At 54.1% G+C, this 25,679-nt stretch carries 25 protein-coding genes; 13 read left to right on the forward strand and 12 right to left on the reverse strand.

The genetic code is table 11. The features are described from left to right. Positions 1-29: 29 nt before the first annotated feature. The 5 genes from damX to trpS all read left to right on the forward strand — a co-directional run bounded on the left by damX (position 30) and on the right by trpS (position 4,650). Entirely contained in the window at positions 30-1,304 is a 1,275-nt protein-coding gene (damX, locus tag KE671_RS17475) for a cell division protein DamX (protein ID WP_206164005.1), read from the forward strand. A gap of 66 nt (positions 1,305-1,370) precedes the next feature. Beyond that, the gene (gene dam, locus KE671_RS17480) at positions 1,371-2,207 is read left to right on the forward strand and encodes an adenine-specific DNA-methyltransferase (protein ID WP_206164006.1); all 837 of its coding nucleotides are present in this window, start codon (positions 1,371-1,373) and stop codon (positions 2,205-2,207) included. A 17-nt stretch (positions 2,208-2,224) separates the two neighbouring features. Further along, positions 2,225-2,902 (forward strand): ribulose-phosphate 3-epimerase, encoded by a 678-nt coding sequence (gene rpe / locus KE671_RS17485; protein WP_042998409.1) that lies wholly within the window; start codon positions 2,225-2,227, stop codon positions 2,900-2,902. Continuing rightward, complete coding sequence (gph, locus tag KE671_RS17490) at positions 2,895-3,653, forward strand: phosphoglycolate phosphatase (RefSeq protein ID WP_206164007.1); 759 nt, start codon at positions 2,895-2,897, stop codon at positions 3,651-3,653. The genes rpe and gph overlap by 8 nt, the downstream gene beginning before the upstream one ends. Next, positions 3,646-4,650 carry a tryptophan--tRNA ligase gene (gene trpS, locus KE671_RS17495; protein WP_206164008.1) on the forward strand — a complete coding sequence of 335 codons (1,005 nt, stop codon included), beginning with the start codon at positions 3,646-3,648 and terminating at the stop codon, positions 4,648-4,650. The genes gph and trpS overlap by 8 nt, the downstream gene beginning before the upstream one ends. A 67-nt stretch (positions 4,651-4,717) precedes the next feature. Here trpS and KE671_RS17500 read toward each other — a convergent pair whose 3' ends face one another. The 6 genes from KE671_RS17500 to tsgA all read right to left on the reverse strand — a co-directional run bounded on the left by KE671_RS17500 (position 4,718) and on the right by tsgA (position 11,843). Further along, positions 4,718-4,885 carry a DUF4223 family protein gene (locus tag KE671_RS17500; RefSeq protein ID WP_042998406.1) on the reverse strand — a complete coding sequence of 56 codons (168 nt, stop codon included), beginning with the start codon at positions 4,883-4,885 and terminating at the stop codon, positions 4,718-4,720. Between the two features lie 247 nt (positions 4,886-5,132). Then, positions 5,133-6,506, reverse strand: a complete 1,374-nt coding sequence (cysG, locus tag KE671_RS17505; protein ID WP_206164009.1) for a siroheme synthase CysG — start codon at positions 6,504-6,506, stop codon at positions 5,133-5,135. An 11-nt stretch (positions 6,507-6,517) separates the two neighbouring features. Then, complete coding sequence (gene nirC, locus KE671_RS17510; protein WP_206164010.1) at positions 6,518-7,327, reverse strand: nitrite transporter NirC; 810 nt, start codon at positions 7,325-7,327, stop codon at positions 6,518-6,520. Positions 7,328-7,501: 174 nt separating this feature from the next. Further along, positions 7,502-7,828 (reverse strand): nitrite reductase small subunit NirD, encoded by a 327-nt coding sequence (gene nirD / locus KE671_RS17515; RefSeq protein WP_206164012.1) that lies wholly within the window; start codon positions 7,826-7,828, stop codon positions 7,502-7,504. After that, the gene (gene nirB, locus KE671_RS17520) at positions 7,825-10,368 is read right to left on the reverse strand and encodes a nitrite reductase large subunit NirB (protein ID WP_206164013.1); all 2,544 of its coding nucleotides are present in this window, start codon (positions 10,366-10,368) and stop codon (positions 7,825-7,827) included. The genes nirD and nirB overlap by 4 nt, the downstream gene beginning before the upstream one ends. A gap of 293 nt (positions 10,369-10,661) precedes the next feature. Further along, positions 10,662-11,843, reverse strand: a complete 1,182-nt coding sequence (tsgA, locus tag KE671_RS17525; protein WP_206164014.1) for an MFS transporter TsgA — start codon at positions 11,841-11,843, stop codon at positions 10,662-10,664. A gap of 265 nt (positions 11,844-12,108) precedes the next feature. Between tsgA and ppiA the strand changes: the two genes are divergently transcribed. The 5 genes from ppiA (at position 12,109) to argD (ending at position 15,446) form a co-directional block, all read left to right on the forward strand. Next, positions 12,109-12,681, forward strand: a complete 573-nt coding sequence (gene ppiA, locus KE671_RS17530) for a peptidylprolyl isomerase A (protein WP_206164015.1) — start codon at positions 12,109-12,111, stop codon at positions 12,679-12,681. 107 nt (positions 12,682-12,788) lie between these two features. After that, the gene (locus KE671_RS17535) at positions 12,789-12,956 is read left to right on the forward strand and encodes a YhfG family protein (protein WP_044253468.1); all 168 of its coding nucleotides are present in this window, start codon (positions 12,789-12,791) and stop codon (positions 12,954-12,956) included. After that, entirely contained in the window at positions 12,946-13,548 is a 603-nt protein-coding gene (locus KE671_RS17540) for a putative adenosine monophosphate-protein transferase Fic (protein WP_206164016.1), read from the forward strand. Before KE671_RS17535 ends, KE671_RS17540 begins: the two co-directional genes overlap by 11 nt. 31 nt (positions 13,549-13,579) lie before the next feature. Next, positions 13,580-14,143: an aminodeoxychorismate synthase component 2 gene (pabA, locus tag KE671_RS17545; protein ID WP_206164017.1), complete on the forward strand. Its 564-nt coding sequence runs from the start codon at positions 13,580-13,582 to the stop codon at positions 14,141-14,143. A gap of 85 nt (positions 14,144-14,228) precedes the next feature. Further along, a complete protein-coding gene (gene argD, locus KE671_RS17550) occupies positions 14,229-15,446 on the forward strand; it encodes a bifunctional acetylornithine/succinyldiaminopimelate transaminase (protein WP_206164018.1) in 1,218 nt (405 codons plus the stop codon). Between the two features lie 88 nt (positions 15,447-15,534). On the opposite strand, the gene KE671_RS17555 is transcribed toward argD, so the two are convergent. Both KE671_RS17555 and crp read right to left on the reverse strand, forming a co-directional pair. Continuing rightward, the gene (locus KE671_RS17555) at positions 15,535-17,622 is read right to left on the reverse strand and encodes a YccS/YhfK family putative transporter (RefSeq protein WP_206164019.1); all 2,088 of its coding nucleotides are present in this window, start codon (positions 17,620-17,622) and stop codon (positions 15,535-15,537) included. Positions 17,623-17,673: 51 nt separating this feature from the next. Continuing rightward, positions 17,674-18,306, reverse strand: coding sequence for a cAMP-activated global transcriptional regulator CRP (gene crp / locus KE671_RS17560; protein WP_000242758.1), 633 nt, complete (start codon positions 18,304-18,306; stop codon positions 17,674-17,676). A 307-nt stretch (positions 18,307-18,613) separates the two neighbouring features. On the opposite strand from crp, the gene KE671_RS17565 reads away from it, so the two are divergent. Continuing rightward, positions 18,614-19,018, forward strand: a complete 405-nt coding sequence (locus tag KE671_RS17565) for an OsmC family protein (protein WP_192614277.1) — start codon at positions 18,614-18,616, stop codon at positions 19,016-19,018. 96 nt (positions 19,019-19,114) lie between these two features. Here KE671_RS17565 and KE671_RS17570 read toward each other — a convergent pair whose 3' ends face one another. From KE671_RS17570 to KE671_RS17585, 4 genes are read right to left on the reverse strand one after another with little or no spacing between them, the layout of a single operon-like run. Then, positions 19,115-19,984, reverse strand: coding sequence for a phosphoribulokinase (locus tag KE671_RS17570; protein WP_206164020.1), 870 nt, complete (start codon positions 19,982-19,984; stop codon positions 19,115-19,117). Positions 19,985-20,038: 54 nt separating this feature from the next. Next, positions 20,039-20,257 (reverse strand): YheU family protein, encoded by a 219-nt coding sequence (locus KE671_RS17575; RefSeq protein WP_206164021.1) that lies wholly within the window; start codon positions 20,255-20,257, stop codon positions 20,039-20,041. 2 nt (positions 20,258-20,259) lie between these two features. Beyond that, entirely contained in the window at positions 20,260-21,276 is a 1,017-nt protein-coding gene (locus tag KE671_RS17580; protein WP_241029936.1) for a hydrolase, read from the reverse strand. Positions 21,277-21,281: 5 nt separating this feature from the next. Further along, entirely contained in the window at positions 21,282-23,183 is a 1,902-nt protein-coding gene (locus tag KE671_RS17585; RefSeq protein ID WP_206164022.1) for an ABC transporter ATP-binding protein, read from the reverse strand. 136 nt (positions 23,184-23,319) lie between these two features. Here KE671_RS17585 and kefG point away from each other — a divergent pair, with 136 nt between their 5' ends. Continuing rightward, positions 23,320-23,871, forward strand: coding sequence for a glutathione-regulated potassium-efflux system ancillary protein KefG (gene kefG, locus KE671_RS17590; protein WP_206164049.1), 552 nt, complete (start codon positions 23,320-23,322; stop codon positions 23,869-23,871). Next, positions 23,871-25,676 carry a glutathione-regulated potassium-efflux system protein KefB gene (gene kefB, locus KE671_RS17595; RefSeq protein WP_206164023.1) on the forward strand — a complete coding sequence of 602 codons (1,806 nt, stop codon included), beginning with the start codon at positions 23,871-23,873 and terminating at the stop codon, positions 25,674-25,676. The genes kefG and kefB overlap by 1 nt, the downstream gene beginning before the upstream one ends. Positions 25,677-25,679 lie beyond the last annotated feature (3 nt).

Raw genomic sequence — 25,679 nt, forward strand, 5'->3', positions numbered from 1 at the left:
TAAGCATTAGCCTTTGAGTGGGGTGTTAAATGGATGAATTCAAACCAGAAGACGAGCTGAAACCCGATCCCAGCGATCGTCGTACTGGTCGTTCTCGTCAATCTTCAGAACGCGGTGAACCGCAGATCAACTTTGATGATGTTGATCTGGACGCTGACGATCGCCGTCCTGCGCGCGGGCGTAAAGAACGCCTTAACGAGCAAGAGAGGGAAGAGGATTACGAATCCGAGGATGAAGGGTTCGTGGATGAAGAACGCGTAGAGCGTCGTCCGCGTAAGCGAAAAAAAGCCGCCGGTAAACCTGCTTCCCGTCAGTACATGATGATGGGCGTAGGCGTGCTGGTTCTGCTGCTGTTAATCATCGGCATTGGCTCCGCGCTGAAAGCGCCTTCCACCCCGTCTTCAAGTGAACAACCGGCGTCTGGCGAGAAGAGTATCGATCTCACCGGCAATGCCGCTGACCAGGCAAACGGAGCCCAACCGGCGCCGGGAAGCACCTCCGCTGAACAGACTGCGGGCAACACGCAGCAGGATGTTTCTTTGCCGCCAATCTCCTCCACGCCAACGCAAGGGCAAGCGCCTGCGACCGCTGAAGGTCAACAGCGTGTAGAAGTGCAGGGCGATCTGAATAATGCGTTGACCCAACCGCAGGGCCAGGAGCAGGTGAACAATGTGGTGGCGAACTCTACGCTGCCAACAGAACCGGCGACCGTTGCGCCCGTGCGTAATGGCAGTGCGTCGAACCAGACGGCGGGAACGCCTTCAAACGAACGTCCGGCCACCGCGCGCCCGGAACGTAAGCAAGTTGTGATCGAACCGAAGAAACCGCAGACAACCGCGAAAACGACGCCTGCAGCGCCGAAAACGACGGTTCAGCCAAAACGGACTGAACCTGCAGCGCCAACGACCACATCGGCAGCGAAAGCGACGACCAGCACTACGCCTGCACAGACAGCAGCATCCGCACAAACTGCTGCACCTGCTCAGACCGCGCCAACCGCAGCTGGAGCTAAAAGCGCTGGAAATGTTGGGTCGTTGAAATCTGCGCCGTCCAGCCATTACACCCTGCAGCTCAGTAGCTCTTCTAACTACGACAACCTGAACGGTTGGGCGAAGAAAGAGAATCTGAAAAACTATGTGGTGTATCAGACGACGCGTAACGGTCAACCGTGGTATGTTCTGGTGTCTGGTGTGTACGCCTCGAAAGAAGATGCGAAACGCGCGGTTTCCACGCTACCTGCTGATGTGCAGGCAAAAAATCCGTGGGCCAAACCGTTGCATCAGGTACAGGCCGATCTGAAATAATGTTAAAGCGCAGGATGCTGTCGGAGCTTTCTCCACAGCCGGAGAAGGTGTAATTAGTTAGTCAGCATGAAAAAAAATCGCGCTTTTCTGAAGTGGGCAGGGGGAAAATATCCCCTGCTTGACGACATCAAACGGCATTTACCGCAGGGTGAATGCCTGGTTGAACCCTTTGTGGGGGCTGGGTCGGTGTTTCTTAACACCGACTTTTCTCGTTATATTCTTGCCGATATCAACAGCGATCTCATCAGTCTCTATAAGATCGTGAAGACCCGTACCGACGAATACGTGAAGGCTTCCCGTGAACTGTTTAGCCCAGACACCAATCAGGCTGAGGTTTACTACCAGTTCCGTGAAGAGTTCAACGCCAGCCAGGAGCCTTTCCGTCGTGCGGTCTTGTTCCTGTATCTGAACCGATATGGTTACAACGGCCTGTGCCGGTATAATCTGCGCGGCGAGTTTAACGTGCCGTTTGGACGTTACAAAAAGCCTTACTTCCCGGAAGCTGAGTTGTATCACTTTGCGGAAAAAGCGCAGAATGCGGAATTCCACTGCCTCTCATATGATGAGTGCATGGAGCAAGCGGATGCAAACTCGGTTGTCTATTGCGATCCGCCCTACGCCCCGCTGTCAGCGACGGCGAATTTCACCGCATATCATACCAACAGCTTTAGCCCGAAAGAGCAGGCCCATCTGGCGAAGATGGCCGAAAAGCTGGTCAGTAAGCAGATCCCGGTGTTAATTTCGAATCATGACACGCCCGATACCCGCGAATGGTACAAAGCGGCGGAACATTTTCAGGTCAAAGTGCGGCGCAGTATAAGCAGCAACGGCGGCACACGTAAAAAGGTGGACGAACTGCTGGCTCTGTACAAACCAGGAGTCGCAACGCCTGTGAATAAATAATTCTCAAGGAGAAGCGGATGAAACAGTATTTGATTGCCCCCTCAATCCTGTCGGCTGATTTTGCTCGCCTGGGTGAGGACACCGCGAAAGCTCTGGCTGCCGGTGGTGACGTCGTGCATTTTGACGTCATGGACAACCACTATGTACCCAATCTGACCATGGGGCCGATGGTACTGAAATCCCTGCGTAAATACGGTATTACGGCTCCCATCGATGTGCATCTGATGGTGAAACCGGTAGACCGAATTATCCCGGATTTCGCCGCCGCAGGCGCCAGCATCATCACCTTTCACCCGGAAGCCTCCGAACACGTTGACCGTTCGCTGCAACTGATTAAAGAGCACGGCTGTAAAGCTGGGCTGGTCTTCAATCCGGCGACGCCGCTGAGCTATCTGGACTATGTGATGGACAAGCTGGACGTGATCCTGCTGATGTCCGTCAACCCGGGTTTTGGCGGTCAATCATTCATTCCGCAAACGTTGGACAAACTGCGCGAAGTCCGTCGTCGCATTGATGAGTCGGGCTATGACATTCGCCTCGAAGTGGATGGCGGCGTGAAGGTGAGCAACATTGCTGAAATCGCCGCTGCCGGGGCTGACATGTTTGTCGCCGGTTCCGCGGTCTTCGATCAGCCAGACTACAAAAAAGTCATTGATGACATGCGCAGCGAACTGGCAAAGGTAAGTCATGGATAAATTGCAGGATATTCGAGGCGTTGCCTTCGACCTCGACGGAACGCTGGTGGACAGCGCGCCGGGATTGAGCACTGCTGTGGACATGGCGCTGTATGCGCTGGAGCTGCCGGTTGCCGGTGAAGAACGCGTCATTACCTGGATTGGTAATGGTGCTGATGTCTTAATGGAGCGTGCGTTAACCTGGTCTCGTCAGGAGCGCGCCACACTTCGTAAGTCAATGGGCAAACCGCCGGTCGATGACGATATTCCCGCCGAGGAGCAGACCCGTATTCTGCGTAAGCTGTTCGACCGCTACTATGGGGATGTTGCAGAAGAGGGGACTTTCCTGTTCCCTGATGTCGCCGATACGCTGGGCGCGCTGCACGCCAAAGGGCTGCCGCTCGGTCTGGTGACCAACAAGCCGACGCCGTTTGTTGCGCCATTGCTCGACGCGCTGGATATCAGTAAATATTTCAGCGTCGTTATTGGCGGTGACGACGTCCAGAACAAAAAACCGCATCCGGATCCGCTGCTGCTGGTGGCAAGGAAGCTCGGCATTGCGCCTGAGCAATTGCTCTTTGTTGGGGATTCGCGTAATGATATTCAGGCGGCGAAAGCCGCTGGCTGCCCGTCTGTAGGCCTCACCTACGGCTATAACTACGGTGAACCGATCGCACTGAGCCAGCCAGACGTCATGTACGACCGCATTAATGAACTACTGCCCGCTCTCGGGCTCCCGCACAGCGAAAATCAGGAATCGAAAAATGACTAAGCCCATCGTTTTTAGTGGCGCACAGCCCTCAGGTGAATTGACCATTGGCAACTACATGGGTGCACTGCGTCAGTGGGTGAACATGCAGGATGACTACCATTGCATCTACTGCATCGTTGACCAGCATGCCATTACCGTTCGTCAGGATCCCCAGCAACTGCGTAAAGCGACGCTGGATACGCTGGCGCTCTATCTTGCGTGCGGTATCGATCCTGAAAAGAGCATCATCTTCGTACAGTCTCACGTCCCTGAGCATGCGCAGCTTAGCTGGGTACTGAACTGCTATACCTACTTCGGCGAACTGGGACGCATGACTCAGTTTAAAGATAAGTCGGCGCGCTATTCAGAGAACATCACCGCTGGTTTGTTTGATTACCCGGTGCTGATGGCCGCAGACATTCTGCTGTATCAGACTAATCAGGTGCCGGTCGGTGAAGATCAGAAACAGCACCTGGAGCTGAGCCGCGATGTCGCCCAGCGTTTTAACGCGTTATATGGTGACGTATTCAAAATCCCTGAGCCGTTTATTCCAAAATCAGGTGCCCGCGTCATGTCACTGCTCGATCCGACCAAGAAAATGTCCAAGTCGGATGATAATCGCAACAATGTGATCGGCCTGCTGGAAGATCCGAAATCAGTGGTCAAGAAGATCAAGCGTGCGGTGACTGACTCCGACGAACCGCCTGTTGTACGCTACGACGTGCAGAACAAAGCGGGGGTTTCCAACCTGCTGGATATCCTCTCTGCTGTTTCCGGCAAGAGTATTCCGGAGCTGGAACAACACTTTGAAGGCAAAATGTATGGTCACCTGAAAGGTGAAGTGGCTGATGCTGTTTCCGGCATGCTGACCGAGTTGCAGGAGCGCTATCATCGTTTCCGCAACGACGAAGCCTTCCTGCAGCAGGTAATGAAAGACGGCGCGGAAAAAGCCAGCGCACATGCATCTGCTACACTGAAAGCGGTCTACGAAGCGATTGGTTTTGTTGCTAAGCCGTAACGGGAACGCGAAATGATAAAACCGGGAGATTCCCGGTTTTTTTGTATTGGCGCAACGATCAGTGAGATTATTCTGCAGTCGGGCCGCAGCCGCCAATCATCTTCGAAATAGAAATGGCAGGGTGCAGAAGATAGTCATAAGAGCAGGTCTTATTACGGTTTTCGATGTGACCTGTACAAGCTGTCAGTGTTGCCAGTGCCGCACCTAAGAGTGCCATTTTGATAAACGTATTCATTTACATTCCCTATGTAAAAAATATATTTTTTTAACCATCAATTGAATTAGTGAATCTTTATTCGCTAATCGGGGTCGACGATAACGTAATCTATTTTTCGCGTCAGTAAGGGAATAGATATGCGGGAGAGATGTGATGATTGATTTTTTAAAAATCAATGAGTTAATGTAATGTCTGAATCTGGATATTGTATTTTAGGTACAATAAAATAAGGCCAGACGATGCTGGCCTTACCGACAATTGAGACTTAGTGATTAGAGAACCAGTTCAGCTTATCGCGCAGCCCGACAACCCGGCCAACAATAATGAGTGCCGGGCTTTCGACCTGTGTTGCCAGCTCGCCCAGTTGTGATAGTTCGCCATTCACAACCCGCTGTTTCACCGAGGTGCCGTTCTCAACCAGTGCGACTGGCATATCAGCCTGCATGCCAAATTCGATCAGTTTCTGCTGGATAGTGGTTGCCTGATTCAGCCCCATATAGAACACCAGCGTCTGTTTTTCTGCTGCCAGGTTTTCCCAGTCCAGCTCGCCGCCGGTTTTCAGGTGTCCGGTGACCAGGCGTACACTCTGGGCGTAGTCACGATGGGTCAGTGGAATACCGGAATAGGCGGAGCAACCGGATGCCGCTGTAATTCCTGGCACCACAGAGAAAGGAATGCCCGCGTGGCACAGCGTTTCCAGTTCTTCACCACCACGACCAAAGATAAACGGGTCACCGCCTTTCAGACGAACGACGCGTTTGCCCTGCTGCGCTTCCCGAAGGAGGATTTGGTTAATTTCTTCTTGTGGAACACAGTGGTAGCCTGCGCGTTTACCCACAAACACGCGGTCAGCGTCGCGACGCACCAGGTTCATAATATCGTCAGAAACCAGACGGTCATAAACCACTACATCGGCCTGCTGGATCTGCTGCAACCCTTTCAGCGTCAGAAGTCCGGCATCGCCAGGACCTGCGCCCACCAGCACCACTTCACCGCGATGATCCAACGGTTCGCTAAGTATCTGCTCGGTGGTTTCTTCTACCGATTTATGGTCGGCATTCGCCAGTGACTGCGCCAGTCTGTCGTTAACAAACAGTTTTTCCCAGAAGCGGCGACGTTCGCCCATCGTGGCAAACTGTTTCTTCACCCGCGAACGCAGTTGCCCGGCATAGTGCGCGACCTGACCCAGGTGCTGAGGTAGCAGCGATTCCAGCTTTTCGCGTAGCAGACGAGCCAACACCGGTGAGGTGCCGCCGGAGGAGACCGCCACCATCAGCGGTGAACGGTCGATAATTGATGGCATGATAAAACTGGCAGCCTTCGGAGCATCCACGACGTTACAGAAGATGCGACGGGATTGTGCGGCATCGCTGACGCGCTGATTCACCGCATCATCATCGGTTGCGGCAATCGCCAGCCAGCACGGATCGAGAAGGGCCTCATCAAACGGCCCTTCCACCAGCGTTAACATGTTTTCATTTGCCCATACGGTGAACTGCGGGATAAATGCCAGCGCATTAACCGTTAAACGAGCGCCCGCTTCCAGCAGTAATCGCGCTTTGCGTTCTGCGACATCACCACCGCCGACAATCAGACAGTCGCGGTCACGTAGTTGACAAAATATAGGCAAATGATCCACGACATTACCCCTTAATTATTGGCAGCAGCCTCAGTTTGGTTGATTTTTACCGGAGCAGGTCGCTCCGATTTTGGCGTAGCATACCAATAACCTAACCCCATGAACACGACACCGGACAAAGTATTGCCGAGTGTTACCCACAGCAGGTTATGACCAATCCCCGCCAGGGTATAGGCTTCACTGTGATGACCGAACCAGGAGAGAGCGAACAGCGTCATGTTGGCAACCGAGTGTTCATAGCCGGACGCGATAAACGCCAGCAGGCACCACCAGATAGCGATAAACTTCGCGGCGCCTTCAGTACGGATTGCCATCCATATTGCCAGGCAAACCAGCCAGTTACACAATGCGCCTTTGAAGAACAGTACCGTTGCCGGTGCCGTGGTTTTCGCCAGCGCGACCGAGTGTACGATGCTGGTATCGACCGGTAGCAGGCTACCGCCACCCCAACTGTACAACAGCGCAACGAACACAGAACCCACCAGGTTACCCAACCAGGTCTGCGGCAAAATCGCCCACATCTGCCCCTGACTGATGGTGCCCGCTTTGACGCCAAGGGTCAGGAACATTGTGTGGCCGGTGAACAGTTCGGAACCGGCAATAATCACCAGCGTTAAGGCGATCCCAAAGGTTGCCCCCATCACCAGCGGACGCACGGACGGGTCGAGTAAATTTCCGAGAGTAAAAATCAGGATGATGCCAAGGCCAACGTAAGCGCCGGCCATTGCAGAACTGACCCAGAAACCGAACGGATTATTTGCCGAAAGGCGTGCAATGCGCGCAGCGTTAGCCGCACATTTGTTAATTGTATCTGCGAACATGATTACCCTTGAAATGAAAAAATAAAAACGTAAACGTAGGTTGGATAAGGCATTTTTTCCGCCATCGGGCAATGTGCTAATGCAATTTCCTGATGGCGTTACGCTTATCAGGCCTGGTAAAAAAGGCCTACCGATACGTCAAAAAAGGGAGACGTTACGCCCCCCTAAAATTCATTAACTACGCAATTGCACGATGCCGTCTTTTACGCGTGCCTCGTAGTGTGCAACGGAATGATTTTCGTCCTCCATGCACAGGCCATCGCTCAGACGGAAGCGTTGTTTTTTTAACGGGCTGGCGACCCACAATTCGCCCTGATGCTCCGCAATCAGTCCTCGTGACAGCACGCTGGACTCAAAGAACGGGTCGATGTTGCTGATAGCAAACACCTGATCGCTGTGATACGGGCGGAAAATAGCGACCTGTTCCTCACCTAACAACGCGCAGACGCCGGTTGCGGGCAGGATGTCATCAATGTGGCAGATGTTTTTCCACTGGCTCATGCGTTTTCCTCCACCAGAGTGACCGGGATGCGTTCGTACGGCGTGGCCGGACGATGCTGTTCACGTTCAGGCACCACCTGGACGTACGGATCGCGTTTATCGCTGTTAATGAAGTGTCTGAAACGCGTCTGGGCAGACGGTGTGTTGACGGTTTCCGTCCACTCGCAGACTACGGCTTCGCGCAGACGGGCCATCTCTTCTTCCAGATGGTCGTTCAGACCCAGCTTGTCGTCGATGATGACAGATTTCAGGTACTCAATACCGCCTTCCAGATTGTCTAACCACGGGGCGGTACGGGTCAGCTTATCCGCCGTACGGATATAGAACATCATGAAACGGTCAAGATACTTAAGCAGGGTTTCGCGATCGATATCTGCCGCCAGCAGGTCCGCATGACGCGGTTTCATCCCGCCATTACCGCAAACATACAGGTTCCAGCCTTTCTCGGTCGCGATGATGCCGACGTCTTTGCCCTGAGCTTCGGCACATTCACGGGTACAACCGGAAACACCGAACTTCATCTTGTGCGGAGTACGAATACCTTTGTAGCGGTTTTCCAGCTCAACGCCGAAGCCCACGCTGTCACCCACGCCGTAACGACACCAGGTGCTGCCCACGCAGGTTTTTGCCATGCGCAGCGCTTTGGCATAGGCGTGACCGGTTTCGAAACCGGCTTCAATCAGTTGGCGCCAGATTTCCGGCAGGTCATCTTTTTGCGCGCCGAACAGGCCAATACGCTGAGAACCGGTGATTTTGGTGTAGAGATTAAATTCACGGGCGATACGACCCACGGCAACCAGACCTTCCGGCGTGATTTCACCACCGGCAGAGCGCGGGATCACGGAGTAGGTTCCGTCTTTCTGGATGTTCGCCAGGAAGTTGTCGTTGGTATCCTGCAACGGAGTATGCTGCGGTTTCAGGATGTACTCATTCCAGCAGGAGGCCAGCAGAGAACCTACGGTCGGTTTACACACTTCGCAGCCGTAACCTTTACCGTGTTTCGCCAGCAGTTCCTCGAAGGTTTTAATGCCTTCCACGCGAATCAAATGGAACAGTTCCTGGCGCGAGTACGCAAAGTGTTCGCACAGGTTGTTGTTCACTTCGATGCCCTGTTTCGCCAGTTCGGCGTTCAGTACCTGGGTAACCAGTGGGATACAGCCGCCGCAGCCGGTACCGGCTTTGGTTTCTGCTTTCAGCGCGGCAACGGTGTGGCAGCCTTTGTTGATGGCAGCGACCAGCATGCCTTTGGTGACGTCGAAACAGGAGCAAATCTGCGCGCTGTCCGGCAGTTTATCCACGCCGATGGACGGTTTTCCGCTACCAGCATGGGCAGGCAGGATCAGCGCGTCCGGGTTTTCCGGCAGTTCGATGGCGTTCAGTACCAGTTGCAGCAGGTTGCCGTAATCGCTGGTATCCCCAACAAGTACCGCGCCGAGCAGGGTTTTGTTGTCTTCACTGACGATCAGACGTTTGTAAACCTCTTTGCTTTCGTCGAGGTAAACGTAGCTACGGGCACCCGGCGTGCGGCCATGCGCATCGCCAATACCGCCGACATCAACGCCCAGCAGTTTCAGCTTGGCGCTCATATCCGCACCTTCAAACGTATTTTCGGTTTCAAGGATGTGGTCAACGGCGACCTGCGCCATTTTGTAACCGGGCGCGACCAGGCCGTACACCCGGTTGTTCCAGCTTGCACATTCACCGATGGCGTAGATATCCGGGTCGGAGGTCTGACAGGCATCGTTGATCACAATCCCACCGCGTGGTGCGACTTCCAGACCACACTGGGTCGCCAGTTTATCGCGTGGGCGAATACCGGTGGAGAAGACGATGAAATCCACTTCCAGCTCGCTACCGTCGGCAAAACGCATCGTTTTACGGGCTTCAGTGCCTTGCTGGACGATCTCCTGGGTGTTTTTGCTGGTGTGTACGCGCACGCCCATGCTTTCGATCTTGCGCCGCAACTGTTCGCCGCCCATATGGTCAAGCTGTTCAGCCATCAGCATCGGGGCGAATTCAATCACGTGGGTTTCCACACCGAGATTTTTCAGCGCGCCTGCTGCTTCCAGACCTAACAAACCGCCGCCGACGACCGCCCCACGCTTGCTGCGGCGAGCGCAGGATTCAATCGCGTTGAGGTCTTCAATGGTGCGATAAACGAAGCAGTCCTGGGTTTCGGAACCTTTAATCGGCGGGATCCACGGATAAGAACCCGTCGCCATGATTAGCTTGTCGTAATAAACCGTACGGCCCGCGCTGGAGTGAATCACTTTTTCCTGGCGGTTGATGGTAATCGCACGTTCGCCGACCAGCACGTTAACGCCGTGCTTTTCGTAAAATCCTTCGCGGACCAAAGACAGTTCTTCAGCGGTGTGATGTGAGAAGTAGGATGACAGGTGCACACGGTCGTATGCTTTGCGGGGTTCTTCGCAGAAAACAGTAATATCAAAATTGGCAGCGTCGGATTTATCAAGAAGGTCCTCAATAAAGCGATGGCCGACCATACCATTACCGATAATAGCGAGTCTGACTTTGCTCATTTTTGCCTCGATTTCTTTTCTATTACTGCCTACCTTAACGATTCAGCACCCCCACTTATTGATGCAAATCAAATTCACCTTTATATACCTCTTAAGGAGTATATTGCTGATTTGACAGCATTTTCTTAAGTTGTGGAAATATCAGACTTTTCGCGATTGTACGAATAACGTACAAAATGAGGGGTTTTTAGCGGAGGAGGGCTACCACTAAAGATTGGGGACGACATCGTTCGAGCAAGGGATGCGGTAAAAGGCCGGATAAGACGTAACGCGTCGTTATCCGGCAAAAAACATTACTGTGCTGTCGGGGCGTCATGCTGACGATGACGGGTCACAAAACCGAGGATAAAGCACATCACGAAGACGATGGCGTACAGGCCATTCGCGGTGAGCAAGGCCGCCTGAGGGCCGCTGTGTGCCACGATAGGACCGGTGACGACGAACGTCAGCATGGTACCGATGGTGCCGCAGGTCAGGACGAAGTTAACCAGTTTTGGTGAGGCGACGCGGGTCTGCTGCGAACCCAGGGTAATGATAGTGGTATAGATTGCGCTGGAGAAAAAGCCGAGAGCCAGAATAAACCACGGCATATGTTCAGGCGTACCGGTAATGAACAGATACATCAGCACGCTAGCCAGTGCCGCCAGTACGGTCAGAATGCGCTGTAAGTCGAAGAAACGCAGAATGAAACTGAAAGCCCACATCCCGAACATGTACGACATCCAGAAGTTGCTAACCAGCGTACCGGCATCATTCAGGCTCATGCCGAGACCTTTTGCATATTCGGGTACCCAGGAGATAAAGCCCAACTGACCGAGGATATAGCACAGCGCGGCAATAGACAGGAACAGGACGCCGATCCCCCATTTCTCTTTTACCACAGGCGTGTCGCTTTGTGAGGCATGTTTGCCCAGCGGCGGGAATTCACAGCCGAAGGTCAGAAGGAAAATAGCGACATAGACCAGACCGATGCAGGCGTAAACCCAGTACCATTCGATGCTACGTGCCAGCAGGAACGCTGCGACCATCGGGAAAATCATCCCTGCCATGCTGAAGAAGGAGTCGGTAAACAGCAGGCGTGAACCACGCTGGCGACCTTCGTACATCTGGGTAATCAGGAACGTACCGATCGACATCGTTATTCCGCTGACCAGTCCCAGCACAAACATTGCGGCGGAAAACAGCGCCAGGCTATGGCTGAACATCAGACCGGCGACGGCCAACACCATCAGGATAAAGCCAAAACGTAATTGCGTTTTCAGCGGGATGATTTCCATCAGCCAGGCGTTCAGGAAAATGGAGATCAAAATACCGGCGTTCAGAAAAGTGAAGGTATTACTCATACTGGAAACCGGCAACTGGAAATAGTCTGCGATGTTTCCCATCACCATCCCGGTGACAATAACCAATGCCCCGGTGAGGGCGTAGGAGAGAAAGCTGATCCATGTGAGCTTGATGCGATTGCTGTTAGTCATGACTGGCCTGTAAATGGAAGTAAAGCGCATTGACGGCGCTGTGAGCGGGCAGATTTTAGGCGTTTTAGTGACGTATTTAAATGTTTATTGGTAACTTCTGGATGCGTTACATATTTCAATGTGATCTAAATCACAATAATACGAAAGGCGTCGAGGTTACAGATGTTTCTGGTACGTAAAATTAGGTAAAGGGATGGCCTTGTCTCTGAAGGCTCTTTAGAATCAAAGCTCTTGCTTTTGTTACTGCTCTCGTAAAGGAAATCTCATGCTCAAATCGACCCTGGCGGCTGTTGCAGCTGTTTTCGCTCTTTCTGCTCTCTCTCCTGCAGCGCTGGCAGCAAAAGGGGATCCGCACGTACTGCTGACAACCTCTGCGGGAAATATTGAACTGGAGCTGAATAGCCAAAAAGCGCCGGTTTCAGTGCAAAACTTTGTCGATTATGTGAACAATGGTTTCTATAACAACACCACGTTTCACCGCGTGATCCCGGGCTTTATGATCCAGGGTGGCGGTTTCACCGAGCAGATGCAGCAGAAGAAGCCGAACCCACCCATTAAAAACGAAGCCGATAATGGCCTGCGTAATACGCGTGGCACTATCGCGATGGCGCGTACTGCCGATAAAGACAGCGCGACCAGCCAGTTTTTTATCAACGTGGCGGATAATGCCTTTCTCGATCACGGTCAGCGCGACTTCGGCTACGCCGTATTTGGTAAAGTTGTGAAAGGGATGGACGTCGCCGATAAGATTTCCCAGGTGCCAACCCATGATGTCGGCCCTTACCAGAATGTGCCGTCAAAACCGGTGGTTATCCTCTCCGCTAAAGTTCTGCCGTAATCCCTTCTCACGCGGGCTTTCATGCCCGCGTCGTTTTCCCTTCCCTGCGTAACCGCGTTTTGCTGCTTATACTTGTGGCAAACACGGATCAATCAGGGAGGCGTAAAGTGAAAAAACTCACCGACAGGCAAAAATCCCGGCTCTGGGAACAGCAGCGTAATGTGAATTTTCAGGCCAGTCGCCGTCTTGAGGGCGTCGAAAGTCCGTTAGTCACTCTTAATGCCGCAGAGGCGCTGGCGCGTCTGGAAGAACTCCGGAGGCACTATGAGCGATAAAATTGGCGACGACCGCGATCCGTATCTCTACCCCGGACTGAACGTGATGCGTAACCGCCTGGGGATCCATCAGGTCGGGCGTCTGGAGCAGGCGGCTTACGAACTGACCGCGCTGCGTGCAGCGACCATCGAACTGGGCCCATCGAAGCGCGGGTTACCTCATCTGTGTGCGATTCATCGTCAACTTTACCAGGACGTTTTTGACTGGGCGGGTCATCTGCGTGAAGTGGATATCTATCAGGGAGATACCCGCTTTTGCCATTTCGCTTATATCGAAAAAGAGGGCAATGCCCTGATGCAGGATCTGGAAGAAGAGAACTACCTGATGGGGTTGCCGAAAGAGAAGTTCGTCAACCGCCTTGCGCATTATTATTGTGAGATCAACGTGCTACATCCATTTCGTCTCGGCAGCGGCATGGCGCAGCGGATCTTCTTTGAACAACTGGCTATTCATGCTGGTTATCTTCTTCACTGGGGAGATGTGCCGGTGGCGGAGTGGAATCGGGCGAATCAGGAGGGGGCGATGGGCGACCTAAGCGCGTTACAGGCAATATTTCGTAAAGGGGTAAGCGAAGCCGAGGAAACTGAGTAGAATAGCGCGGTTTTCCTCGACCGGAGCCGTCATGATCCTGCTTATCGACAACTACGATTCTTTCACCTGGAACCTCTATCAGTATTTTTGTGAGCTGGGCGCTGACGTGCGGGTTAAGCGCAATGACGAGTTGACACTGTCGCAGATCGATGCGCTGCAACCGCAAAAAATCGTCATCTCGCCCGGCCCCTGCACCCCGGATGATGCCGGAATTTCGCTGGCGGTGATTCGCCACTACGCCGGGCGCTTGCCGATCCTGGGCGTTTGTCTGGGGCATCAGGCGATGGCGCAGGCATTTGGCGCGACCATCGTACGTGCCGCAAAAGTGATGCACGGTAAAACGTCGCCCATCCGCCATACCGGACAGGGTGTGTTTCAGGGGTTAACAAACCCGCTTACCGTCACCCGCTATCATTCACTTCTCATCGATCCCGCCACACTCCCCGATTGCTTTGAGGTAACCGCCTGGAGCGAAACGCAGGAGATTATGGGGATCCGCCATACGGCGTGGGATCTGGAAGGTGTGCAGTTCCATCCGGAAAGTATTCTCAGCGAACAGGGACATCAGCTGCTGGCAAATTTCCTCAATCGGTGATTTGTGGTTGCTATCTAGTGATTTTTTATGCATATTTTGTGATTATATTTTCACATTCATTTTTGCGTAACTGGATGGTCATAAGATGGCAATTGATAAAACGGCAGTAACCCGGGCAACGTTCGATGAAGTCATTCTGCCAATTTATGCACCGGCGGAATTTATTCCCGTAAAAGGGAAAGGCAGTCGTGTCTGGGATCAGCAGGGCAAGGACTACGTTGATTTCGCAGGCGGGATTGCGGTGACTGCGTTGGGACATTGCCATCCGGCGCTGGTGGAGGCGCTGAAAACCCAGGGCGAAACGCTCTGGCATACCAGTAACGTTTTCACAAACGAACCCGCGCTGCGTCTGGGGCAAAAAATTATCGACGCTACCTTTGCCGAGCGCGTGCTGTTCATGAACTCCGGGACAGAGGCCAATGAAACGGCATTCAAACTGGCGCGTCATTATGCCTGCGTGCGCCATAGCCCGTTCAAAACCAAAATCATTGCCTTCCATAATGCGTTTCACGGTCGCTCCTTGTTTACTGTCACCGTCGGTGGCCAGCCGAAGTATTCCGATGGCTTCGGACCAAAGCCGGCGGATATCATCCACGTTCCATTTAACGATCTCCACGCGGTGAAAGCCGTGATGGACGACCATACCTGCGCTGTCGTGGTTGAACCCGTGCAGGGTGAGGGCGGCGTTCTTGCCGCGACGTCGGAATTTCTGCAAGGGCTGCGTGAACTCTGCGATCGGCATCAGGCGCTGCTGGTGTTTGATGAAGTGCAAAGCGGGATGGGACGTACCGGCGATCTGTTTGCCTACATGCACTACGGCGTGACGCCGGATATTCTCACCAGTGCGAAAGCGTTGGGCGGGGGCTTCCCGGTGAGCGCGGTATTGACGACGCAGGAAATTGCCTCAGCGTTTCACGTCGGCTCTCATGGTTCGACCTACGGCGGTAACCCGCTGGCCTGTGCGGTAGCGGAGGCGGCGTTCGACATCATCAATACGCCGGATGTGCTGGGCGGCGTACAGGCGAAGCGGCAGAAATTTGTTCAACATTTACAGCAGATTGATGAGCAGTACCACGTGTTCAGCGACATTCGCGGTATGGGCCTGTTGATCGGTGCCGAACTGAAGTCTCAATACAAAGGACGCGCGCGCGATTTCCTCTATGCGGCGGCGGATGCTGGCGTAATGGTGCTGAATGCGGGGCCGGACGTGATGCGCTTTGCACCATCTCTGGTGGTGAATGAGGCGGATATCGACGAAGGGATGCAGCGTTTTGCTGACGCTGTTGCGAAGGTAGTCGATTGAAATGCCGGATGCGCTATCGCTTATCCGGCCTACGATAAGCACACCAGTAGGCCGGATAAGGCGTTACGTCGCCATCCGGCAATCAGTGTCAACCCCGCATATCCCGCAAGCTGCGGCTGAGCCAGATCCCATGGTGAGGTCGCTGACGCCATGCCACCGACGAGATAGTGTGCATGGTATTCAGGTGACCAATAACGCGCTGCAGATGCTGTTCGAGGGTACTTAACGGTCCGTGGGAAAGCATTTCTGGCGCTTCCAGAATATTCACATCCCCTGAGCTGCCTGGTCCGTCATACTCCAGCCGTTGCTGACAGCGTTGCAGCGCAATTTCACACGATTGCAGATATCGCTGCGCCAGGTCCGGCGTCAGCATCGTATGCTCACGTGCCAGCGTGGTCATGGCATTGATATGTTCGACGATAAACTGACTGTGCGTCACCCACAGCTTCATATCTTCCAGGTAATGGGTGTTAAAACCAGGTTCCTGCATCGCCTGATTGAGCGAGTTGAACAACGTATTGTGCGCCTGGTTGACTCGCATACGTTGCCAGGCGAGCGGCGTGGGTTGCGGATCGGCGCTGAGAATCAGACGAATGGCTTCTTGATCGGCCTCCAGCGCGTCATGGGCATTTTTACGCAACAGTCCACTCTGCCACTGCGGCCACAGCCAGACGGTACCGCCAAACGCAATCAGGCAGCCTATCACCGTATCGACAAATCGCGGAATGATGAACTGCTCGCCGTCCAGTGTCAGGAGTTGCAGGGTATATACCGCCGTGACGGTAAATCCAACCGTCGCCCAGCCGTAGTTTTTACGGATGGTCAGATAGCTGACCAGGGTGATCACCAGCATCAGGGCCAGCGTATATCCCTCCGGAATATGAAAGTGCAGCGTCACGCCTGCGATAATCAGCCCCACCAGCGTTCCCGCTGAACGGTGCAGAATACGCACGCGGGTGGCGCCGTAGCCGTTTTGCGTCACAAACAACACCGTCATCAGGATCCAGTAAGGTTTCGGCAGATGGAGCGCGGTTCCCATCAGACTGGCGATACTGAGCATGACGCTGATCCGTCCGGCGTTACGTAGCGCCGGAGATTTTAGCGAGAGATAGTTTTTCAACGCAGGCAGCAGCGGTAACCGACGCTGTTTATCGGCCATCAGATCGCGGGCGTATAACGGGCGCTGGGTACGAAGCACGCGGGCGATACGGCTGAAGTGCCAGTAACAGAACTGCCCGACGGGGTTATCCGGATGCTGATGAGCAATTTTTTCCAGCGCGCCAATCTGCTTTTGCATGGTGAACCGTGTTGGCAGCCGGTGATACAGAATGTCATCCGCCAGTACGCGCAGACGAGCGGCGACCGTTTGCGCATTCCAGCGAATCACCTGTTCAGCGTGGCTGCGCTCAACCAGCTTTTGCACCTCTTCCGGCTGATGCAGACTGACGGAGATGTGTTCTTGCAGATCCAGCGCTTCCTGAAAGGCGCGCAGCATCCGCTTGTAATCATTATTGTGATGGGCCGACAGCATGTGCATCTGCTGATAGCACTGGGTGATAAGGTCGACGGCTTTCTGCTGGCGCACCAAAAGCGGCGGCAGGGCTTTTTCTGGATCGGTATGCTGGGTCAGCATGCTGTATTTAGCTTCGCAGTAATCCGCCAGTTCCCGATATAACAGACTCAGCGACTCGCGCAGCGGCTGTTCGCGCCAGAGCCAAAACCAGAACCAGTTAAACAACCCGTACCATAACGTGCCGAGCGCGTAGATTAGCAGAGGCTCCCAGACTGGCATATTTCCCGCAAGGCTCAGTGTGAAAATCGCCGCAATCAGCGAGGCGGGAAGCAAGCGAGCGTGAAGGGAGCTCAATTCTGCGGTGACGCCGAGCGTAAGCGTCAGGCCGGTCAGGATCAGGGGTAACGGCACCGCCTGCGCCAGTAGCAACTGCATGATCAGGCTACAGCCAGCAAACAGCGACGCACCGATAATCAGGCGTTTGAAAAAGCGTTTGTGCGGAGTATCAAGCCCGGCAATGTTGCAGCAGGCGGGAACCAGAGAGAAGAGCAGGCCCAGATGTAGCTGCCCAATGATGAGGCCGACGGCCACGGGCAAACAGAGCACCAGCGTTTGACGTAGTGCATAGTTGATTTCTGGGTGATAAATCAGTCTGCGCCACATTGGCAAAACAAAAATGACGCACTACCGAGTAGCGCGTCATTTCCGATGAGATTAACGAGTGCCGTAAACGACGATCGTTTTACCGTGAGCGGAGATCAGGTTTTGATCTTCCAGCATCTTCAGAATACGACCAACGGTTTCGCGAGAGCAGCCAACGATCTGACCAATCTCCTGGCGAGTGATTTTGATCTGCATACCGTCCGGGTGGGTCATCGCATCAGGTTGTTTCGCCAGATTCAGCAGCGTCTGGGCGATACGACCGGTTACGTCGAGGAAGGCCAGGTTACCGACTTTCTCTGACGTGACTTGCAGGCGGCGAGCCATTTGGGAAGAGAGGCGCATCAGAATATCGGGGTTCACCTGGATCAACTGGCGGAATTTCTTGTAGGAAATCTCAGCCACTTCACACGCTGTTTTCGCTCGAACCCATGCGCTACGTTCCTGGCCTTCTTCAAACAGGCCCAGTTCGCCAATAAAATCACCCTGATTCAGATAAGAAAGGATCATTTCTTTCCCTTCCTCATCCTTAATCAACACTGCCACTGAGCCCTTAACGATGTAGTACAACGTTTCCGCTTTTTCACCCTGGTGAATCAGCGTGCTCTTGGACGGGTACTTATGAATGTGGCAATGAGACAAGAACCATTCAAGTGTCGGGTCTGTTTGCGGTTTGCCAAGCACCATGCGCGATTATCCTCTGTTATAAGCTGTCTCCAGAGCCAAAAAATGCCGCTGTCTCTGGGGTTGCAAAAATGTGCTTCCCGCGTCCTGGGAAGAGGCTGTCAAAAACAAACTGCAGCCTTTAATGTGAAGTCCTCTGCATACATGCAGTACATCAATGTATTACTGTAGCATCCTGACTGTTTTAGCATAGCTTTAGCCGTGTGTCTCCTGGTGTCTCGCTTCAGCATGACGGAGGTCGCCTTCCGTTGCGAGAATTGTTATGTACGCGTAATCTGTCAGGAAAATTGACGCACTGGAGTTAAAAAATATGCAAGCGCGTGTTAAATGGGTTGAGGGGTTAACCTTCCTGGGTGAGTCAGCTTCCGGACACCAGATTTTGATGGACGGTAACTCTGGTGATAAAGCGCCGAGTCCGATGGAAATGGTGCTGATGGCGGCAGGCGGTTGCAGCGCAATTGACGTGGTTTCTATCCTGCAAAAAGGCCGTCAGGATGTGACGAACTGCGAAGTGAAACTGACGTCGGAACGTCGCGAAGAGGCGCCGCGCCTGTTCACTCACATCAATCTGCACTTTATTGTCACGGGGAACGATCTGAAGGATGCCGCCGTTTCACGTGCGGTCGATCTCTCAGCAGAAAAGTATTGTTCCGTGGCGCTGATGCTGGAAAAAGCGGTCAACATTACGCATTCGTATGAAGTGATTGCTGCGTAATTTTTCATGTTGCCGGATGTCTGCAAAAGTCTTATTCGGCCTACAGGTTGATTTGTAGGCCCGATAAGCGAAGCGCCATCGGGCACTTCCCATCGTTTATTCGATTTTTTTCCCTTCCATCAGTCGCTGTACCAGCGGCAACATGATGAGCTCCATGGCCAACCCCATTTTGCCGCCCGGCACCACAAGGGTATTGATGTGAGATATGAATGAACCTTGCAACATCGCCAGCAGCCAGGGGAAATCGATCCCTTCCAGGTTGCGGAAATGAATGACCACAAAGCTCTCATCCAGTGACGGAATGCCTTTGGCGGCAAACGGGTTTGACGTGTCTACGGTTGGCACGCGCTGGAAGTTAATATGAGTGCGGGAAAACTGTGGGGTGATGTAGTTGATATAGTCGTCCATCGAACGCACTACCGAATCCATCACCGCCTCACGGGAATGACCGCGTTCGCTGGTATCGCGGATCAGCTTCTGGATCCACTCCAGGTTTACGATGGGGACCACGCCGACCAGCAGATCAACATGACTGGCAACTTCGTGCTGTGGTGTCACCACGCCGCCGTGCAGTCCTTCATAGAACAGCACATCGGTCGGTTCCGGCAGCGGTTGCCACGGGGTAAAGGTACCTGGAACCTGGTTCCAGGGAACGGCTTCGTCGTAGGTGTGCAAGTATTTGCGTGACTGACCTTTGCCCGTCTGTCCGTATTCGATAAAGGTTTGTTCCAGCAGACCGAAGTCGTTTGCCTCGGGGCCAAAATAGCTGATATGGCGGCCGGCGTCGCGCGCTTTGCGGATTGCCATATCCATTTCCGGACGGGTATAGCGGTGAAAACTATCGCCTTCCACCTCGGCGGCGCGCAGGTTGAGCTGCGCAAAAATTTTACGGAACGCGAGGCTGGTGGTGGTGGTCCCCGCGCCGCTGGATCCTGTTACCGCAATCACCGGATGTTTGGCAGACATGTTAACTCCATCAATAAATTGATTTTTTATTATAGTCGGCCGATAGCGTGCGGGTTATTCGCGAAATGATTTGCGCGGCATAATGTTGACGGTTTCGTGCAACTCAGACCACACCAGAACCGCTTCTCCACACTGTAACTGGCGTTTGACGTCGGCGACTTTTTGCTCAAGGGTACGTTCATGTTCACCATAATCGGTACCTTCGCGCAACACAAAGCTTTCGATCAGATTGTCCAGCGTCTCGGGGGAAAGGTCCTGCCAGGGGATCTGCATGATTATGTCTCCAGATAGGGGGTCAGCCAGTCAGGAATACGCGATTCCAGCCACATTTGTGGGCGACGTAGCGTCCCGCCAATAAACCCGACGTGCCCGCCGTGTTCGGTGAGCTGATACTCTACGTGCGGCGGTAAATCTTCCGCTTTGGGGATCACATGACTATCCATAAACGGGTCGTCTTTCGCGTGGATGATCAGCGTCGGAATGGCGATGTCGCTAAGCAAAGGCATTGCGCTGCATTGACGATAGTAGTCGATGGCATCGGCGAAGCCGTGAATTTTGGCGGTGATCAGATCGTCAAACTCGCGGATCCGGCGCAGGGATTTCAACTGCGCCAGACTCACCGGCAGCGAGCCTGGATAGGCCGCCAGCTTGCGCGACGCGTTAGCCTTCAGCAGGTTGAGCAGATAGCGCTGATAAACACGGGAAAAGCCTTTATCCATATGGTAGCTGCAGGCTTCCAGCACAAAGGGGGCCGAGACAATGACTGCCGCATCAAGCGGGATGTTTTCCCCTTCTTTAGCCAGCAGGCACGCCAGCACATTTCCACCCAGTGAATAGCCTACGGCGGCCGTCGGCGCATGGCCAAATTCCCGCTGCAACCAGCCTAAGAACCAGGTTCCGTCTTCGGTTTCACCGGAGTGATAAATACGGTTCAGGCGGTTCGGTTCGCCGCTACAGCCGCGGAAGTGCATCACCACGCCAAGCCAGCCACGATTCTTTGCAGCCTCAATCAGACCATGTGCGTACGGACTGTTCAGACTGCCTTCCAGGCCATGAAACACCACCAGACGCGGCTTGTGCTTCGCCTGATGCGGATCTTCACTCCAGGCCAGATCGACAAAGTCGCCATCGGGTAATTCCAGACGCTGCCAGTGGGCGTCGAAATTCACTTTTCGGCGGATCAAACGCGGCAGCATGGTCTGCAGATGGCAGTTACTGATACCGCGCATCGGGCGAAATTCGTCACTGCTGCCGTTTGGCATTTCAGGATCGTGATGGATTACGTGTGTCATCACTGTTACTCGCTCAGCATCTGCTCGAGCTGCTCCTGGGCGTCCAGCCAGGCCATTTCGCACGCTTCCAGTCCGGCTTTGGCGCTGGCCTGCTGTTGCAGACAGTCCGTCAGCTCGGTTTTGCGGCTCTGGTCGTAAAGTTCACTGTCGCCCAGCTTTTCTTCCACCTGCACCAGCTGCGCGTTCAGCTTCTCCATCTCTTTTTCCAGACGGGCGATCTCTTTACGTAGCGGCTGGGTTTGCGTGCGCAGTTCGGCTTCCCGACGCTTCTGGTCTTTACGCGCCTGCGCGCTGTTGATGTTCTCTTTTGGTGTCTCGTCAGACTGGCTTTCCTGTTTCTGCACATCGCTCAGCCACTGCTGATAATCTTCCAGATCGCCATCGAACGGCTCGACCTTGCGGTCGTGCACCAGATACAGGTCGTCTGTTGTGGAACGTAGCAAATGGCGGTCGTGCGAAACCACCACCAGCGCGCCTTCAAATTCAATCAACGCTTCGGTTAATGCCTGACGCATGTCGAGATCAAGGTGATTAGTCGGTTCATCCAGCAGCAGCAGGTTCGGACGCTGCCATACGATCAGCGCCAGCACCAGTCGTGCCTTTTCGCCGCCGGAGAAACGACGCGTCTCTTCGCTGACTTTATCGCCCTGGAAGCCGAAGCCGCCCAGGTAGTCGCGTAGCTTCTGTTCCAGTTCTTGTGGCGCCAGTCGCACCAGATGCTGCAATGGCGACTCATCCGCCCGCAAATACTCGAGCTGGTGCTGGGCGAAGTAACCGAGCTTGATGCCTTTCGCCAGTCCGATTTCACCGCTGACAGGGGACAGCTCACCTGCCAACAGTTTGATGAGCGTGGATTTACCCGCGCCGTTACGTCCCAGCAGGCCGATACGCGATCCCGGCACCAGGTTCAGTTTGATGGAGTCCAGGATAATGCGTTCGCCATAACCGGCACTCACTTTCTCCATTTTCAACAGCGGATTCGGCAGGCTCTCCGGCGCGCGGAAGCTGAAATGGAACGGGTTATCGATATGTGCCGGGGCAATCAGCTCCATGCGTTCCAGCATCTTGATACGGCTCTGCGCTTGCTTCGCTTTCGTGGCTTTGGCGCGGAAGCGATCGATATAGCTTTGCAGATGCGCCACGCGCTCCTGTTGGCTTTCGTACATTGCCTGCTGTTGAGCCAGACGCGTGGCGCGTTGAATTTCAAACGCGCTGTAGTTGCCGGTGTACTCGAACATCGTTTGCTGTTCGATATGGATGATTTTATCCACGACCGGATCGAGGAAGTCACGGTCGTGGGAGATAAGAATCAGAGTGCCCTGATAGCTCTTCAGCCATTTTTCCAGCCAGATAACCGCATCCAGATCGAGGTGGTTGGTCGGTTCATCGAGCAGGAGCAGATCGGAGCGACAAATCAGCGCCTGGGCCAGGTTGAGACGCATACGCCAGCCGCCGGAAAAGTCGCTGACCGGACGTTCCAGTTGTTCATTAGAGAAACCGAGACCATGCAACAGGCTGGCCGCGCGGGAGCGTACGGTCCAGGCGTCGATGGCATCCAGCTTGCCGTGGACGGTGGCAATGGCGTGTCCGTCGTTACGTTCGTTAGCGTCGTGTAACTGGGCTTCCAGTTGACGATATTCGCGGTCGCCGTCAATGACATATTCCAGCGCGGGCTGGGGCAAAGCAGGCGTTTCCTGATTTACCCATGCCAGTTGCCAGCTACCGGGAAAGGTAAAACCACCGGCATCTGCGCTGATTTCATTTTTCAGCAATGCCAGCAGGGTAGATTTCCCGCAGCCGTTCTTACCCACCAGGCCCACTTTCTGACCCGGATTGATGGTGGCAGTGGCATTGTCCAGTAAGACGCGCACGCCGCGACGAATTTGTAACGAGGAGAAAACAATCATAAGGCGCCGTATGTTCAGACTATGTTAATTTATCATTATGATAATGTAAGGTGTGGGCCATTAACCGCACCGGGCCGCAATGGTAGCCCAAAACGACGACTATACACAAAAACAGAAACAAACCGGGAGGGGGATGATGTCTCAGTCAGCAAAGGTCTTGCTGCTGTATGCCCATCCGGAATCTCAGGACTCGGTAGCTAACCGGGTACTGCTTAAGCCGGCCACGCAGCTCAGCAACGTTACGGTGCACGATCTCTACGCGCACTATCCTGATTTTTTTATCGATATCCCGCATGAGCAGGCGCTGCTGCGTGAGCATGACGTGATCGTGTTTCAGCATCCACTGTACACCTATAGTTGTCCGGCGTTACTGAAAGAGTGGCTGGATCGCGTATTGAGCCGTGGCTTTGCCAGCGGCCCCGGGGGCAATCAGCTGGCGGGAAAATACTGGCGCAGCGTGATCACCACCGGTGAACCGGAGAGCGCCTATCGCTATGACGCGCTGAATCGCTATCCGATGAGCGATGTATTGCGGCCATTCGAACTGACGGCAGGAATGTGCCGAATGCACTGGCTGAGTCCCATTATTATTTACTGGGCCAGACGACAAAGCGCGCAGGAGCTGGAAAGCCATGCAAAAGCGTATGGCGACTGGCTTGCTCATCCCGTTCCTGTGGGAGGCCGCTGATGGAAGGTTCCGATTTATTGACTGCGGGAGTGCTGTTTCTCTTCGCGGCGGTGGCTGCGGTGCCTCTGGCATCGCGGCTGGGGATTGGGGCAGTGCTGGGGTATTTGCTCGCGGGGATCGCTATCGGCCCGTGGGGATTAGGTTTTATCAGCGACGTGGATGAGATCCTCCACTTCTCTGAGCTGGGCGTGGTGTTCCTGATGTTTATCATCGGGCTGGAGCTGAACCCGTCGAAGCTCTGGCAGCTCCGACGTTCGATCTTCGGCGTGGGGGCGGCGCAGGTTCTGCTGAGTGCGGCGCTGTTGGCTGGGCTGCTGATGCTGACCGATTTCTCCGGGCCTGCGGCAGTTGTTGGTGGGATAGGTCTTGCGATGTCGTCAACCGCGATGGCGCTACAGCTGATGCGTGAAAAAGGAATGAACCGCAGCGAATCCGGGCAGTTGGGCTTTTCGGTTTTACTGTTCCAGGATCTGGCGGTGATCCCGGCGCTCGCGCTGGTGCCGCTGTTAGCCGGTTCGGCCGATGAAGATTTCGACTGGATGAAGATCGGCATGAAGGTGCTGGCGTTTGCCGGCATGCTGATCGGCGGACGCTATCTGCTGCGCCCGGTGTTCCGGTTTATTGCCGCCTCCGGCGTGCGCGAAGTGTTTACCGCCGCCACGCTGCTGTTGGTGCTGGGATCGGCACTGTTTATGGATGCGCTGGGGCTGTCGATGGCACTCGGCACGTTTATCGCCGGGGTGCTGTTAGCGGAAAGCGAATACCGGCATGAGCTGGAGACCGCGATCGATCCGTTTAAAGGACTGCTGCTGGGGCTCTTCTTTATTTCTGTCGGGATGTCGCTCAACCTTGGCGTGTTATACACCCATCTGCTGTGGGTTGTGGCAAGCGTAGTGGTGCTGGTGACAGTCAAAACGCTGGTGCTTTATCTGCTGGCGCGACTGTACGGTTTGCGAAGCTCTGAAAGAATGCAGTTTGCGGGGGTGTTGAGTCAGGGCGGTGAGTTCGCCTTTGTGCTGTTCTCGACCGCGTCGTCGCAGCGGTTGTTTCAGGGCGATCAGATGGCGCTTTTGCTGGTGACCGTCACGCTGTCAATGATGACCACGCCGATGCTAATGAAGCTTATCGATAAATGGCTTTCCCGTCAGATGAATGGCCCGGATGAAGACGATGAAATGCCGTGGGTTGAGGATGATAAGCCTCAGGTCATCGTGGTGGGCTTTGGCCGTTTTGGTCAGGTTATTGGGCGTTTGTTGATGGCCAATAAGATGCGTATCACCGTGCTTGAGCGGGACATCAGCGCGGTAAACCTGATGCGTAAATATGGCTATAAGGTCTATTACGGCGATGCGACGCAGGTGGATCTGCTGCGTTCAGCCGGGGCGGAAGCGGCAGAATCCATTGTGATTACCTGTAATGAGCCGGAAGATACGATGAAGCTGGTGGAGATCTGCCAACAGCATTTTCCGCATTTGCATATTCTTGCGCGAGCGCGCGGACGCGTTGAAGCACATGAGTTATTACAGGCAGGCGTGTCGCAGTTCTCCCGTGAGACCTTTTCCAGTGCGCTGGAGTTGGGACGCAAAACGCTGGTGTCGTTGGGGATGCATCCCCATCAGGCGCAGCGGGCGCAACTGCATTTCCGTCGGCTGGATATGCGGATGCTGAGGGAACTCATCCCGATGCATGCCGATACGGTACAAATCTCTCGCGCCAGAGAAGCCAGACGCGAGCTGGAGGAGATTTTCCAGCGCGAGATGCAACAAGAACGACGCCAACTGGATGGCTGGGATGAATTCGAATAGAGG

The sequence above is a fragment of the Citrobacter amalonaticus genome (assembly GCF_018252635.1).
GTDB lineage: Bacteria > Pseudomonadota > Gammaproteobacteria > Enterobacterales > Enterobacteriaceae > Citrobacter_A > Citrobacter_A amalonaticus_E.

Coding starts and splice junctions, on each gene's coding strand:
- damX (WP_206164005.1), top strand. CDS start 30: ATGGATGAATTCAAACCAGAAGACGAGCTGAAACCCGATCCCAGCGAT.
- dam (WP_206164006.1), top strand. CDS start 1,371: ATGAAAAAAAATCGCGCTTTTCTGAAGTGGGCAGGGGGAAAATATCCC.
- rpe (WP_042998409.1), top strand. CDS start 2,225: ATGAAACAGTATTTGATTGCCCCCTCAATCCTGTCGGCTGATTTTGCT.
- gph (WP_206164007.1), top strand. CDS start 2,895: ATGGATAAATTGCAGGATATTCGAGGCGTTGCCTTCGACCTCGACGGA.
- trpS (WP_206164008.1), top strand. CDS start 3,646: ATGACTAAGCCCATCGTTTTTAGTGGCGCACAGCCCTCAGGTGAATTG.
- KE671_RS17500 (WP_042998406.1), bottom strand. CDS start 4,885: ATGAATACGTTTATCAAAATGGCACTCTTAGGTGCGGCACTGGCAACA.
- nirC (WP_206164010.1), bottom strand. CDS start 7,327: ATGTTCGCAGATACAATTAACAAATGTGCGGCTAACGCTGCGCGCATT.
- nirD (WP_206164012.1), bottom strand. CDS start 7,828: ATGAGCCAGTGGAAAAACATCTGCCACATTGATGACATCCTGCCCGCA.
- nirB (WP_206164013.1), bottom strand. CDS start 10,368: ATGAGCAAAGTCAGACTCGCTATTATCGGTAATGGTATGGTCGGCCAT.
- tsgA (WP_206164014.1), bottom strand. CDS start 11,843: ATGACTAACAGCAATCGCATCAAGCTCACATGGATCAGCTTTCTCTCC.
- ppiA (WP_206164015.1), top strand. CDS start 12,109: ATGCTCAAATCGACCCTGGCGGCTGTTGCAGCTGTTTTCGCTCTTTCT.
- KE671_RS17540 (WP_206164016.1), top strand. CDS start 12,946: ATGAGCGATAAAATTGGCGACGACCGCGATCCGTATCTCTACCCCGGA.
- pabA (WP_206164017.1), top strand. CDS start 13,580: ATGATCCTGCTTATCGACAACTACGATTCTTTCACCTGGAACCTCTAT.
- argD (WP_206164018.1), top strand. CDS start 14,229: ATGGCAATTGATAAAACGGCAGTAACCCGGGCAACGTTCGATGAAGTC.
- KE671_RS17555 (WP_206164019.1), bottom strand. CDS start 17,622: ATGTGGCGCAGACTGATTTATCACCCAGAAATCAACTATGCACTACGT.
- crp (WP_000242758.1), bottom strand. CDS start 18,306: ATGGTGCTTGGCAAACCGCAAACAGACCCGACACTTGAATGGTTCTTG.
- KE671_RS17565 (WP_192614277.1), top strand. CDS start 18,614: ATGCAAGCGCGTGTTAAATGGGTTGAGGGGTTAACCTTCCTGGGTGAG.
- KE671_RS17570 (WP_206164020.1), bottom strand. CDS start 19,984: ATGTCTGCCAAACATCCGGTGATTGCGGTAACAGGATCCAGCGGCGCG.
- KE671_RS17575 (WP_206164021.1), bottom strand. CDS start 20,257: ATGCAGATCCCCTGGCAGGACCTTTCCCCCGAGACGCTGGACAATCTG.
- KE671_RS17580 (WP_241029936.1), bottom strand. CDS start 21,276: ATGACACACGTAATCCATCACGATCCTGAAATGCCAAACGGCAGCAGT.
- KE671_RS17585 (WP_206164022.1), bottom strand. CDS start 23,183: ATGATTGTTTTCTCCTCGTTACAAATTCGTCGCGGCGTGCGCGTCTTA.
- kefG (WP_206164049.1), top strand. CDS start 23,320: ATGTCTCAGTCAGCAAAGGTCTTGCTGCTGTATGCCCATCCGGAATCT.
- kefB (WP_206164023.1), top strand. CDS start 23,871: ATGGAAGGTTCCGATTTATTGACTGCGGGAGTGCTGTTTCTCTTCGCG.